At 50.5% G+C, this 14,313-nt stretch carries 10 protein-coding genes and 1 riboswitch; of the genes, 5 read left to right on the forward strand and 5 right to left on the reverse strand.

Annotated features, from left to right (window positions below):
• Positions 1 to 279 precede the first annotated feature (279 nt).
• The 3 genes from WDY75_RS27720 to WDY75_RS27730 form a co-directional block, all read right to left on the reverse strand.
• On the reverse strand, positions 280 to 1,668 hold the full coding sequence (locus WDY75_RS27720) for a sensor histidine kinase (RefSeq protein ID WP_063478483.1): 1,389 nt from the start codon (positions 1,666 to 1,668) through the stop codon (positions 280 to 282).
• Positions 1,665 to 2,339: a response regulator transcription factor gene (locus WDY75_RS27725; RefSeq protein WP_063478482.1), complete on the reverse strand. Its 675-nt coding sequence runs from the start codon at positions 2,337 to 2,339 to the stop codon at positions 1,665 to 1,667. Before WDY75_RS27725 ends, WDY75_RS27720 begins: the two co-directional genes overlap by 4 nt.
• A 307-nt stretch (positions 2,340 to 2,646) precedes the next feature.
• Positions 2,647 to 4,341, reverse strand: a complete 1,695-nt coding sequence (locus tag WDY75_RS27730; RefSeq protein ID WP_063478481.1) for an alpha-amylase family glycosyl hydrolase — start codon at positions 4,339 to 4,341, stop codon at positions 2,647 to 2,649.
• A 589-nt stretch (positions 4,342 to 4,930) separates the two neighbouring features.
• Here WDY75_RS27730 and WDY75_RS27735 point away from each other — a divergent pair.
• The 3 genes from WDY75_RS27735 (at position 4,931) to WDY75_RS27745 (ending at position 9,138) form a co-directional block, all read left to right on the forward strand.
• Positions 4,931 to 5,965 (forward strand): LacI family DNA-binding transcriptional regulator, encoded by a 1,035-nt coding sequence (locus tag WDY75_RS27735; RefSeq protein ID WP_006207964.1) that lies wholly within the window; start codon positions 4,931 to 4,933, stop codon positions 5,963 to 5,965.
• Positions 5,966 to 6,091: 126 nt separating this feature from the next.
• Positions 6,092 to 6,742 carry a beta-phosphoglucomutase gene (gene pgmB, locus WDY75_RS27740; RefSeq protein ID WP_063478480.1) on the forward strand — a complete coding sequence of 217 codons (651 nt, stop codon included), beginning with the start codon at positions 6,092 to 6,094 and terminating at the stop codon, positions 6,740 to 6,742.
• 92 nt (positions 6,743 to 6,834) lie between these two features.
• On the forward strand, positions 6,835 to 9,138 hold the full coding sequence (locus tag WDY75_RS27745; RefSeq protein WP_063479732.1) for a glycoside hydrolase family 65 protein: 2,304 nt from the start codon (positions 6,835 to 6,837) through the stop codon (positions 9,136 to 9,138).
• Between the two features lie 239 nt (positions 9,139 to 9,377).
• On the opposite strand, the gene WDY75_RS27750 is transcribed toward WDY75_RS27745, so the two are convergent.
• Positions 9,378 to 10,424, reverse strand: a complete 1,047-nt coding sequence (locus tag WDY75_RS27750) for an EAL domain-containing protein (protein WP_063478479.1) — start codon at positions 10,422 to 10,424, stop codon at positions 9,378 to 9,380.
• Positions 10,425 to 10,633: 209 nt separating this feature from the next.
• Positions 10,634 to 12,163, reverse strand: a complete 1,530-nt coding sequence (locus WDY75_RS27755; RefSeq protein WP_063478478.1) for a GGDEF domain-containing protein — start codon at positions 12,161 to 12,163, stop codon at positions 10,634 to 10,636.
• A 320-nt stretch (positions 12,164 to 12,483) separates the two neighbouring features.
• Between WDY75_RS27755 and WDY75_RS27760 the strand changes: the two genes are divergently transcribed.
• Positions 12,484 to 12,873, forward strand: coding sequence for a VOC family protein (locus WDY75_RS27760; protein ID WP_036644123.1), 390 nt, complete (start codon positions 12,484 to 12,486; stop codon positions 12,871 to 12,873).
• Positions 12,874 to 13,046: 173 nt separating this feature from the next.
• A riboswitch (TPP riboswitch) is annotated at positions 13,047 to 13,158 on the forward strand.
• 113 nt (positions 13,159 to 13,271) lie between these two features.
• On the forward strand, positions 13,272 to 14,303 hold the full coding sequence (locus tag WDY75_RS27765) for an ABC transporter substrate-binding protein (protein WP_063478477.1): 1,032 nt from the start codon (positions 13,272 to 13,274) through the stop codon (positions 14,301 to 14,303).
• The last annotated feature ends 10 nt before the right edge of the window (positions 14,304 to 14,313 follow it).

Below are 14,313 nucleotides of genomic sequence, written 5' to 3' on the forward strand. Positions count from 1 at the left end.
CGTGGTTAACTATGGATATGAATGTACTGGTACATGTGGATCTCAAAATGGACTTCTCTCTCAGTCTAGCAACTGTAGCCTGCCTTGCTTATGAACCAAGTTCACTGACGAGCTCGTGAAACTCGAGCGAAAAGCAATTGTGCGAAGACACCCTGGAAGGGTGTCTTTCTTGTTAGTAACGCAAAAAAGAACCAGCCAACACGCCGGTTCCCCATTTTCAATTTGCCTACACCCTTTCACCATCCGAGCACGATTCTTATATCCTCGATACCTGAAACCTCACCGCCTCCAGATGCTGATCCTCGTGCCTTCATCCGAGCTTTCCACATGGCAGCCCAGGCCCATTTCCCTTGTCAAGTGATCCACGATAGCCAGGCCAATGCCCGTGCCTTTGTTCTGTGAGTCGCTTCCGACTCCCGGTCCGCGATCCGAAATGACAAGCATGCCCTCAAGCCCTTCTCTCTCTTCCGTATGAATACCGATATACTGTCCTGACTTGGCGTGACGGACGACATTTTGGAACAGATTATCCAGAAGCCTGCGGAACCACAGCACATCCACATTCCAATTGAGCGGCTCGTCGCGCACTTGGATATCGGGCTCGATTCCCGCCTTCTCCCATACCGGATACCAAGCAGCTGCACTTTCCTTGACCGTCCGCAGAACGTCCGTCGGTTCCATGTTCAGTTTCACTTTGCCGCTGGCCAGCAGATTGTAGGACAACATATTATCGATCAGTCCGCCCAAGTCCGCGATTTTCGACTCGATGAGGGACAATGATTCCTTCCCTTTCTCACTCAGCGGCTCCCGCTCCATGGAGAAAATATGGCTTCGAATCACCGTCAGCGGCGTTCTCAGATCATGTGACAGATTAGCAATCAGCGACTTGCGCAGCTCCTCCTCCTCACGCTGGCGGCGCTGCCCCTCCTCTAACTGGATGACCATATGGTTATAGCCCTCTTCCAGCTGCCCGATCTCGTCAAGCTTGGTTAAGGCGACCGGCTGCGGTAAACCTGTCACGGTGTGAGGGGAGGTCATAGCAGAACGAAGTCGCAGCAGCCGCTCGCGGATGCGCACGAAGAACAGCCAGGAGACCACAATAAACAGAACCGACATCAAGGTTATAAACAGGCCATACATCGCCGTTTCGCTGGCGATTGGCTGCTGGACACTGATATATTTTCTCGGTATTTGCATCACTATGAAGCCTTCCCCCGATGCCTCTCCACCGATAAAGGCCACCGAAGTGAACGGGTCTCCGTCCACGGCATTCTTCATGAATTGAACGGTGTAGGGTGCGCTCCATACCTCGGGGAGGCTTGGCTGCACCGGCATCTGCAGCCTCATCTCATTGCTGCCGTCCACCCAGAACATCGAGATCTCCGGATACTCCAGCTGAATGGAATGCAGCCTTCGCTCTATGGCTTCTGGCGAAGCCCCGCTTAATGTTGCTGCCTCCTCGTGCCACATCTTCTCTAACACAGCACCGCTTGTATACTTCTCGACAGGTACAGCCGGTTTCTCCGAGAACGTATCGTTCACGAACCAGTAGAGAATCGAGGCTAACGGAAACATAATCGGCATGAAAATCATGGCCAGCGAGATTAACAGCAAATACCGGTTGGTCAACGATTTGCGGAACCTTCCTCTGTTCCTTCTCCATCTCATGCTCTCACCCGATAGCCCAGCCCGCGCACAGTCTCAATAATCTCCGGTGTGGCGGGGTCCCGCTCCAGCTTCTCGCGAAGATAGCGGATGTGAACCATCAGCGTTTTATCCCCTTCGATATAGGACTCGCCCCAGACCGATTCATAAATCTGCTCCTTGGTCATCACACGCCCCTGATGCTGGAGCAGGTACATAAATATCTGATACTGTTTACCGGTCAGGAGTGTCTCCTCGCCGGTATCCTCGTTCACAACCCGATTCTCGGCCTCATACACGGATAAGTGCTTCACTCTCAAAGGCTCTGCAGACTTGACGACGGACCGCCGAAGCAGCACCTCAAGACGGGCAGCCAGCTCGTCCGGATGGAAAGGCTTCGTCAGATAGTCATCGGCAAATTCCAGCCCCTGCAGCTTATCGTCAATGGCAGTTCTGGCCGAGAGCATCAGGATAGGCAGACCGGGATATGCCTTCTTGATTCGCTGTCCGATCGTAAAGCCGTCAAGTCCCGGAAGCATGACGTCCAGAATGACGACGGCACATGCCGCCGCTTCCTCTACAGCCTTCTCCCCGCTGAGCTGCCACCGCACCTCATAACCCTTGTCTTTAAGAAATTCACTGACCCAACCGCCGATTTCATGGTCGTCCTCGATATATAGAATGCTTGCGCTCATCGTAATCTTCCTTTCGATGCAAATGTTCAATGTCTGCCAGGTGCTGCAACAGCCGCAAAAAGTGATTGCAGTCCATTGTATGCATGCACTGTGCTCCATCATTTGTCATTCATTGTAACACGGGATATCCGAAGTTCGGATAACGGATTGGGTATCCTCGTTCCAGTCAGCATCCTGCCTCATCACCATAAGGCACCTGTCCCCTCCCGACCTCATGAAAGTCCCTTCCCCAAAAAAGGACCCCGAGCACGCCTCCTTCCAGGGGCTCGGGGTCCTTGTTATGTTTCACTATAGGAATGAACGCAGCCTACTCCATTACAACGGTTGTATACGGCGGCAGCGTTAAGCTGCTGCCGTTTAATGCCGCACTGTCGTCCGTTGTTCTCGACAGTGACGAGAACCCGCTCTCTCCATTCCTCGATGCCACATCCACCGTCTGTTCCTTGCCGGACAGATTATGGACCACAAGCGCTTGGTTGTCGTTGGTACGGCGGACGTAAGCCATGACCTGAGCATTTCCGGAAGCATAGGATTCAATGGTTCCGTTCTGAAGCGCAGGCATTTCATTGCGCCAGCTGATTAGCGTGCGGTAACGGGACAGCAGGGAATTCGCATCCCCCATCTGCTGCTCCACACCCTGCACGGCATCCCCCCGGTTATGCTTCAAGGGCTCCCATGTCGTCTGCCCCTTATCACTGCCCGTGTTGGACCAGATCATCGGCTCCCGGATCTGCTCATCCGGCTTCGCCCCCTTCATGCCGATCTCTTCCCCATAATAGATAAATGGATTGCCCGGCATCGTCAGCAGGATGCCAGCAGCCATTTTGGCATGATTCTCATCATTGTTCAGCTGAGACATCACACGATTCATATCATGGTTTGTCAGGAATGTCGCATCCGTGAACTTGCCACCGGATACTTGACTGAATAAGCCGTACATCCGCTCCAGCGTGAAGGCAAGGTTGTTATCCTTCTCGTTGAGCGCTGCACCCACGATGCTCTCGCCCAATCCAAAGTTGAAGCCGGAATCGAAGGCGTTATCCAGGTACGGCGCAATAACGGCAGCGGAGTTATCCCAAATCTCACCCACGATATAAGCGTCCGGGTCCACCTCATTCATGCTGGTGCGGAATTCCTGCCACCAGGCCGTATTCTTTGCCGTGGTTGCCTCACCCTTGTCAGACATCAGATCCTCGTAGATATGCTTGGCGGCATCAATCCGGAAACCATCCACGCCGAGCTCCAGCCAAAACTTGCCGATATCCTTCATCTCCTCGCGAACCTTGGGGTTATCGAAGTTCAGATCCGGCATTCCGCCCCAGAACGTGCCCATGTAATGGGCACCGTTCATCTCGTGCCACGGGGAGCCGCTGCCGGCTGCGCTGGAACCGGAAGGTGCTTTACCCTGATCCTCAGCCCAGATATACCAATCCCGAATCGGGGAAGCTTGATCAGCCGCGGACTCTTTGAACCACGGGTGCTCCGTGCTTGTGTGATTGACAACCAAATCCATGATAATCTTGATTCCACGCTTATCCGCTTCCGCAAGCAGCGTCTTAAAGTCCTCCAGCGTCCCGTAATCCGGATGTATGGAGCGATAGTCCGTTACATCATAGCCATGATAGCTTGGTGAAGGATTAATGGGCATCAGCCAAATACCGGTCACGCCAAGATCATCCGATGTATCCGGATTTCCGTCATTCAGGTAATCCAGCTTCTCGATGACACCCTTCAAATCACCGATTCCATCTCCATCGGAATCATAGAATGAACGTACAAAGATTTCGTAATAAACATCGGATGGCTGCTCGCCCACCTTGTTTTCCTGCGGAGCAGGTGCCGGGATGTCAGGCTGCTTGGTTTCCTGTGTGGCCTTCGGCACAGCTTCCTCTTGAGGTGGAGTCGCGCCGCCGCTGCAGCCGGCAAGCAAACCTCCCGCAAGCGCGAAACTTGCCAGCCATAGAGGCACAGCCTTACGTGTACTCCTTTTTTTATGCACCATACCTATTTCCCCCTGTTGGATATATATTAAGTTCACTGAAATCCGCCTTGCTATGCTTGTAATTCGCCATCATCAGCGCAAACGTTTGAATAATATTAAACGAAATTTAGAAATAAAACGGTTACATAATACAGCATGTCTTGAATTCCATCTCAGATTCCCGGTATCCCTGGTTATTTAACCCAACTATATCATAACCCACTCTTCCATTTTGTTAAATCGTTTGCACAAGGCCGTATTAAGTTATTTTCCGGTTTTTTCACGTGATAATACCTGCCTTTCTCCTGATTTCTAATCCTTTCTTCTTTTTTAGTGCATTTGTGAATAATTGCGCTCAGCTGACTTGGATACGTATTTACAAGCATTTCGATAAACGTTAATATAGCAGTGTGAAACCGTTTAACATACTGTACCTATATAGCTTTAGATCTGCCTGTATCAAGTATACTCGGGGCCTGACAGACCCACAATTAAATAAAGAACAACGGACCGCGCTCTAGCGGAAGTTATTCTGGTGAAATAAGGGAGACTCCAGTAGTCGCTTTCTTATTTTCAAAAAAACGCAAACGGTTCCACTGGAGGTCCTACTATGTCTGTAACGATTAAAGATGTCGCAAAACGAGCGGGCGTATCCCCCTCCACCGTCTCACGGGTGCTTTCCAATCATCCGAGAATCAGCCGCGAAACCTCGCGCAAAGTGAAAGAGATTATGGAGGAAATGGGCTACCATCCCAATATTATGGCCAAGAGCCTGGTTTCCAAAACGACAGAAAGCATATGCGTCATCCTGCCAAAACCAGCGGAAGAGCTGTTCCTCAACTTGTTCTTCATGGAGCTGATCCGCGGTATTGTCACACAGGCGAACCGTTCCGGATACGATGTGTTAATCAGCTCGGGCGGCAACGAGAAGGAAGAGGTCGAAGCCGTATCCAGGCTTCTTAACGGTCGGCGTGTCGATGGTGCAATCTTGCTGTACTCCAGGCAGGATGACCAGGTCGTCGATTTTCTCAAGTCTAACAACTACCCGTTCGTGCTTGTCGGCCGAAGTGAGAAATATCCTGACTTGTTATCCGTCGATACCGATAATGTGCAGGCAGCCTATGACGCAACCAAGCATTTGATCTCCCTCGGGCATAAACGAATCGGCTTTGTCAGCGGTCCGCCTAACCTGATCGTGTCACAGGACCGGATGAAGGGTTATGGAAAAGCACTCGCCGATGCGGGGCTTGAGATGAGAAAAGAATGGATCGTCGAAGGTGAATTCCTTCAGGAAAGCGGCTATCGCGCCATGTCCTTTTTCATGAACCTGCCCGAGCGCCCGACTGCACTCGTCATTGTAGATGATATTGTATCCTTCGGCGTGCTGCGCGGACTTCACGAGCTCGGTTACAAGGTACCCGAAGACGTATCCATTATCAGCTTCAACAACATCTCGCTGACCGAACTGTCGACCCCGCCGCTAAGCAGTGTGGACATCGGCATTTACAACCTGGGTTACACTGCTTCCCAAGCACTGATCCAGACTGTTCGTAACGATGACAAGACGGTACTGCCGCACCGTTACATCATTCCGCACCGGTTGATGATCCGCGAATCCTCGATGTATTCGCTGCCCAAATCCTAGACTCGCCTGGTGGAATGAAAATGATAACGACGCGAAGTACTTCAAAATAAAGAAGCATCGTGGTGCTTCCTTTATTTTTGCTGCTTGGTTCAAACGTTTGCACTAATATTCTTAAGGAGGATTATCATGTCATCCATAACTGCTTGTTTATTCGATCTTGACGGCGTTCTGGTGGATACCGCCAAGTATCACTACATTGCATGGAAACGTCTTGCCGGGGAGCTTGGTTTTGATTTCACCGAGCAGGATAATGAACGCTTGAAGGGAGTCAGCCGGATGGCTTCCCTCGATATTCTGCTTGAAATCGGCGGAATGACGCTTGATGAAGAAGCGAAGCTGGCACTTGCGGAGAAGAAAAACGCCTGGTACGTCGAGTATATTTCCAAAATGGATGAATCCGAGATTTTGCCCGGAGCCCTCGACTTTATCCAGGCTCTCAAAGCCCGCGGTATTAAGGTTGCTCTGGGCTCGGCCAGCAAGAACGCCATGCTGATCTTGAACAATACCGGCCTCACCCCTTATTTCGATGCCATTATCGACGGAACGAAGACCAGCCAAGCGAAGCCGGATCCGGAGGTTTTCACCATGGGGGCCCATGAACTTGGCGTTCAGCCTGATACCTGTGTCGTATTCGAGGATGCAGAAGCCGGAATCGAAGCTGCCACTCGCGCCGGTATGCGCAGTGTCGGCATTGGATCCCCTGAAACCTTGGGACGCGCCAGCATCGTTCTATCCTCCCTGGAAGAGTTCACGGTGGACCGTCTGCTGGAATTGTAGAAGCATGAGTTCATACGCTTTGGGCAACTCTAGCAGCATCATCCCATATAGATATGCAACCATTTTCCCTACTTATAAAGGAGCCGATGATTGTGAAACAATATTTAAAGCTAGATGAATGGTCAATTATTGAAGAGGGCTTTGATCCTCATACGCATGAAATCTCGGAAAGTGTATTCAGTATCGGTAACGGATTTATGGGCCAGCGTGCCAACTTTGAGGAAGCCTACAGCGGTTCATCGCTGCAAGGCAGCTACATGGCCGGTGTCTACTATCCGGACAAAACCCGTGTAGGCTGGTGGAAGAACGGTTACCCTGAATATTTTGCCAAAGTGCTGAACAGCACCAACTGGATTGGCATTGGCATCGAAATCAACGGCGCGCCGCTTGATTTGGCGAAATGCACAGTGAAGAACTTTGTCCGTGAGCTGAATATGAAGGAAGGTTATCTCTCTCGCAGCTTTACCGCTGTCATGGAAGACGGTAAGGAGCTCAAAGTCGAAGCCATCCGCTTTGTGAGCATTGTGCGCCATGAGATCGGAGCCATCCGTTATGTTGTGACCCCTCTTAATTTCGGTGGTGAGCTGACCATCACGCCTTATCTTGATGGCGATGTGAAGAACAAAGACTCCAACTATGACGAGAAGTTCTGGCTGGAAGTGTTCAAGGAAGCGGCTCAAGGATCAGCTTCCTTAACTGTAAAAACCAAGAAACTCGATTTTCATGTGACGTCCGTGATGTCCTACAACATCGTGAAGAACGGCGAAAAGCTTGATGTGCAAGCAGAGCTGATAGAACAAGAGAAATATGCCGCCAACCGTGCAAGTGTATCCGTATCGGAAGGTGAGGTCATCACCGTCTATAAATATGTCGCCAACGTCACTTCCCGCAATCATGGCCTGGGCGAACTGGTGAACGCAGCGCGTGCGGTGCTGGAGCCGGCCGTCGAAACCGGATTTGAGCTGCTCTTGAAGGAGCAAGCTGCAGCTTGGGGCGACAAATGGAAGGAAAGCGATATCGTTATCGAAGGCGATGTGGCAGCCCAGCAGGCGATCCGCTTCAACATTTTCCAGCTCAACCAGACTTACAGCGGCGAGGACGACCGCCTGAACATCGGACCGAAGGGCTTTACCGGGGAGAAATACGGCGGCAGCACCTATTGGGACACCGAGGCTTACTGCTTGCCATTCTACCTGAGCACCGCGGATGCCAGCATCTCCCGCAACCTGCTCATCTACCGCTATAAACACCTGGAAAAAGCGAAGGAAAATGCCAGGAAGCTTGGTTTCACCAAAGGTGCGCTCTACCCTATGGTGACGATGAACGGTGAGGAATGCCATAACGAATGGGAAATTACGTTCGAAGAAATTCACCGTAACGGCGCCATTGCGTACGCCATCTATAACTATGTTAACTATACCGGCGATTTCTCTTATCTTGGTCAATACGGACTGGAAGTGCTCGTGGAAATTTCCCGTTTCTGGGAAGAGCGCGTGAATTACGTCCCCGCGAAGGATCAGTATATGATGCTGGGTGTAACCGGACCGAACGAGTACGAGAACAATGTGAACAATAACTGGTATACCAACCGGATTGCCAGCTGGACGATGGAATACACCCTTGATGTGCTGGAATATTTGAAAGAGAACGAGGATTCCCGCTATGCAGAGCTTACGGCGAAGCTCGAGCTGCAAGAGGTAGAAACGGACAAGTGGCAGGATATCATCAGCAAAATGTACTATCCGGAAGATGCGGAGCTCGGCGTATTCCTGCAGCAGGATGGTTTCCTCAACAAGGAACTTGTTCCCGTTAAGGAATTGGACCCTGTACATCTGCCGCTGAATCAGAACTGGTCCTGGGACCGCATTCTGCGTTCGGTATATATCAAACAGGCTGACGTATTGCAAGGATTGTTCTTCCTGGGCGACCAGTTCGATCTGGCAACGAAAAAACGCAACTTCGACTTCTATGAACCGTTCACGGTACATGAGTCCTCCCTCTCTCCTTGCGTACACTCCATTCTCGCATGCGAGCTTGGATATCAGGAGAAAGCGTACGAGATGTACCTTCGTACAGCTCGCCTGGACCTCGACAACTATAACAACGATACCGAGGACGGCTGTCATACAACCAGCATGGCAGGAACCTGGATGTCCGTTGTGCACGGCTTCGGCGGCCTGCGTGTAAAAGACGGCGTATTGCACCTGAATCCGTTCATTCCGGGTCACTGGTCTTCCTTCTCCTTCAAGGTCATGTTCCGTGGATCCCGACTGAAGGTCAACGTGAAAGGCAGCGAGACCATCATCGTGAACGAGACGGATACACCTGCTGTCCTGAACGTGAACGGCAAAGAATACAGTATTAGCGGACTTGGAGAGGTAAAAGCTGCAAGATAAGCGGTACGGGGACAACGGGGACATCATGTCCCTTCCCCTCCCATAAACAAGAGCCCTGGATATTATTCCAGGGCTCTTGTTTGTATATAGAGAATGGGCCCCTCAAGCATCCCTTCTCATTATGAAGGGGCCCATTCTCATCCTTGGCAGGTATCTGTATTTGCAGGGTCCAGCCAAGGCTTCACCAATCAGCTGCGAGCTTCATTCTCACTTTGGCAGGTATTTACCGATTATGTAGGCTATGAATAGATCAGTTGAGAATGCGGATCACGCGGAGGGCGCTCGGATGGTTTACCGAACAGATACCCCTGCGAGAGCTCGATCCCGATATCTCGGCAAAAATGAAACTCCTCCCGTCTCTCAATGCCTTCAGCCAGCACCATAGCCCCGAAATCATGAGCCATGTTCGTGATCATTTCAAGCTGCTTCTGCTGGGCGGCATTTCGATCGCAATGGTCGATAAGACTCCGGTCGATCTTCACATAATCCGGCTTAAGCCTGATCATCTGCTCCAACGTGGAATAGCCCGCCCCTACGTCGTCCATGGCTACCGAGATCCCGTGACTGCGATAAACCTCGAATATCGATTGGAGGTGCTTCACATCATCGATCTTCTCGGTCTCCACAACCTCAAACACGAAATCCCTCGGATCCAAATGGAGCCTGTCGATGGTATTAAAAGTATGACTGAGACACATCTGAGGATCATATATCGACGATGGCAGGAAGTTTACGAAACGTTTCACACCTAAAGGAAGCCACTCTGCGCTGGTTTCAATTGCACAGGTTCGTGCCGCTCGGTCCAGAAAAGAATGCAGTCCGGTTTTTCGGGCGGTCTCAAACAGCTCATACGGTTGGAACGCGACTCCCCCCTCTATCGGACGAAGCAAAAACTCATATGCAACGATCTGCTCAAAGTGATCTACAATGGGCTGCATATAGCTCGTAAACTGCTTATGTAAAATGACATTGACCATATCGTAATGCTCCATCTGCAGCTCGAACTTCTGCATAGGGGTCCACGTATGCCGGATCTGTGGAGCTTCTCCACCGGTAACACAGAAGGACAGCTCTTGACGAATCTTCAGCGGAAGGGGTTGCAGACACTTTATCATGGAGATTAGTTCCGCAAGTTCCTTATAGTTCACAGCACAACCCTCATTGTTCTTTTGTACCGTGTAGCCGTTCAGTGCAAGCAAGCCAATAAGCTCACCGCTTGCAGGCTTCATATGAACGGTCCCCTGGTCCTCAATCGGTTCAAAGGTGCTGCAATTGTCGCAAATCATGTTCGTCCTCCTTGGCAAGCTAGCTCTCACTATGCTTCTTATCGGCATTTTGAATATGATTTCTTTGCATTTTATGGATTTTATATCGAAGTTATGACCTGTTTTATGAGAAATGCGCAAGATTCGTGCAATGATAGGGTTTTAATCTACAAAAATCGACTTATATTGCTTTTAACAACGCATTGTCGATATTTCTGGTTATCCATCCCTTATTCAATCTTCTGATCCAAAAGCTGCAGCTGCATCGTCCGGTCCACATCGAAGTGCCAGCGGGCATTCCGCTCCTTCGCGGCATACATCGCTGCATCCGCACGGCCAATGAGCTCCTGATCGTTCCGGGCATGATCGGGATACACGGCAATACCGATACTCGGCGACGTTCTAACTTCATATCCCTCCAGTTCATAAGGCTCGCTGAGCAGCATCCAAATCTCCTCCGCCATCCAGATCAGCTCCTGATCCTCCCCGGCCGACTGGATCATCACGGTGAATTCATCTCCCCCTAGACGGGACACCAGAATCCCTTTGGATTCCAGCGACTGAAGGCGGCATGCAACCTTGCGGATCAACAGATCTCCGGCACGGTGGCCATAACGATCATTCACCTTTTTGAAACGATTCATGTCCATGTAGAGAAGCCCTACCCGCGATCCTGTCCGATCGGCCTCTAACAAGGAGCTGGACAGTCTTGCGTTGAAGTAACGACGATTATACAATCCCGTCAGATCATCCCGGTGAGCAAGCGATTCGCTCTGCCTCAGACTTTCATGCAGTCGATGTAACAAGCGGTCATTCTCATACTGGATCAGGATCTGGCGGAACAGAATCAGAATGACGCACAGGGATAGACCGGTAAACAGACCGTTCCAGCCACCGAACCGCTGCGCCATGAGGGCAAACATTCCGCCCAGCACGCCATATGGAAGCAAATATCTGACAATCAAGGTTCCTACAGGACGCGGTTCCCTCTCTTTCACCGTTTGATTTCCGGTATCGGGAGCGGGCTGTGCACCTGCAGAAGCAATGAAAAACACAGATAACGTATGTAAAGGATCAAGATATGCACGAACTTCGAGATTCACGAAATGGACGAGATAAAAGTGCAGTGCATCACCCATAATATAAGCGCTTCCGCCAAGACTTAATGAAATGACCGCCCATTTCCCTAATTGCCTGGTATTAAAATACAACACCACGGTAAATAAAATAAGTACCATTCCGCACAGCGGAAACAGCATATCCACCCATACGCTTCCCGTCCCCCCCGAATACGTACTGTCCTGAAGTTCGGGCTTGATTAAATACTCCCAGCCCACCGTCATGAACGTTACGCCAACGATGACGATATCCAGCATAAACCGCAGCCCCCTAAGCGGGCCTTGAACATGCCGGAACAAATAAATGAGGCAGCTGGCGAACAGGATCACTTCCAGTCCCCAGAAATAGCTGGATATCTGGAAAGCGCTCTCTTTCCCGAACCCGAAAAAAAAGGAGGAGACGATCCGGGCCGCTGCATCGGCCATCAGTCCGATACTTACCATAAACCAAAACCTGCGAAGATGTGCCTTATAACGCCGGCTGACCCGGATTAAATACACGGAGGCGGCCATAGGAGCAATAATGACTAGCACACGCTGAAGCGATAAAGCATCAGGCATCCACAGAACAGTCATTATCTGAATAAATGCATATATAATGGCGAGTCGAATCCACAGATGATCTGCTGGAGTTGGACTCATAAGCACTCCCCCTTGGCAAAAAGGTAAGCTTGTACACGATGGATGATTTAGGTCTTTTGAATTAAGCTCTCTATTCCTCATGATACTTTTTACCCATCCAAAAGTAAAGACGAGGAAATCAAAGAAAAATCATCTATCCGGCACATTGCTAGAAGATCTATATAATGAAGTTTTTCTACTGGACGGGTGTACTTCAAATGCAAGGACTACACTCAATTAAACACGTGAAAACCTGAAAAGTTTCTATATCAATCACCTACTTGACGTATAGGAATCATATGATATTATTCTTCATATCTTATACGAACCGGAAAGGGTGTATGGCAGTGTCACAGAAACGATTGGATCATGTTGGTATTGTAGTCCGAAACCTGGAAGCCACGATAGCGTTTTACACGTCGGTAGTCGGCCTTGAACTAAAGAATCGCCTGACTCATACCAATGGGGTCATTCAACTCGCGTTCCTCGGATTTAATGGAAGTGACGAAACGGAAGTCGAACTTATCCAGGGTTACAGCGACTCGCTGCCTTCGGAAGGAACGGTGCACCATTTTGCAGTCAGTACGGATGATATTGAAGAAGAGTATGCACGCGTCCAAGGACTTGAAGTTCCTCATCTGGACGAGGAAATCGTCACTCTCCCGAACGGCTATCGTTATTTCTTCGTGCATGGTCCCGAAGGGGAATGGATCGAGTTCTTCCAGCGTTAACCCGCACGCAGCACGGTATCCAACATTTCATCTCTTAAAATGTTCATATGCTGAACTCTTGGGCTGCCTAAACGCGGTTCCCTACATAAGGCCTGTCCTGTTCATGACCTTTTTCGAAAACTAGACAGGTCTTGGTGTTAGGACTATAATAACGGATGTACTGATCGAAACTTCATAAATATCGGGGGAGCTGGAATTTAGCCGGCTGAGAGTGTATCCGCTTTGATACTGACCCTTACACCTGATCTGGGTAATGCCAGCGTAGGAAGCCAATGTTTGCGGCAGCCATATTTGCCGTACTATACACTTACGCCGTCATGCGTCCTGAGATTATCGGGGCGTTTTTTTTGTGGAGTTACGAGGTAATAGAAATAGAACTCATAAGGAGAGAAGACACGATGAAGAAGGGAAGATGGGTCCCCCTGCTTCTCGCTTGTGTCCTGCTGATGGTTGCGGCCGGATGCGGTACAGGCGGACAGAACAAGAACACAGGCGCTGAAGGAGAAGACGCCAAGAGTCCTGGGAAACTCCGTGACGTGCAGCTGATGCTCGATTGGTCCGCCAATACCAATCACACGGGTCTGTATGCAGCGAAGGAGCTCGGATATTATGAGGAGGAAGGGCTCAACGTCCAGATCGTCCAGCCGGGAGCCGGTGGAACGGATACGCTGGTCGCATCCGGTAACGTGCCGTTCGGCATCAGCTATCAGGAAGGGGTAACCCTCGCCAGAACGCAAGGCTTGCCGCTCGTCTCCATTGCGGCGATCATTCAGCATAATACATCCGGCTTTGCCGCTCCCAAGGACAAAGGGATCGTGAAGGCTGGAGATTTCGAAGGTAAATCCTATGGCGGCTGGGGCTCCCCCGTTGAGGAAGCTGTCATGAAATCCATCATGGAGATCGACGGTGCCGATGTCAGCAAAGTCAATATGGTCAACATGGGCGATGCCGATTATTTTACTGCCGTCAAACGCGACATTGATTTCGCCTGGATATTCTACGCCTGGACGGGCATCGAAGCCGAGCTCCGCAATGAGCCGCTTGATATGATCTATGTGAAGGACTACTCTGACCAGCTCGATTATTACACGCCGGTCATCGTGACCAACGAGAAGCTGATCCAAGAGGACCCTGAGCTTGTCAGAGCCTTCATGCGGGCTACTTCCAAAGGATACAACCATGCTATTGAGCATCCTGAGGATGCAGCAGCGCTGCTCTCGAAGGCCGTGCCTGATCTGGATGCCGAGCTGGTTCTGGCCAGCCAGAAATGGCTGAGTCCCCGCTATCAGGATGATGCGCCTCGTTGGGGTGAACAGAAAGCCGAAGTATGGTCGGGGTATGCCGACTGGATGTTTGAGCGCAAACTGCTGGAGAAAGAGCTTGATGCAGACCGCGCGTTCACCAATGATTTTTTACCGGAACAACCATAAGGTCTTTTTC

The organism is Paenibacillus glucanolyticus (genome assembly GCF_037333485.1).
Lineage (GTDB): Bacteria > Bacillota > Bacilli > Paenibacillales > Paenibacillaceae > Paenibacillus_AQ > Paenibacillus_AQ glucanolyticus.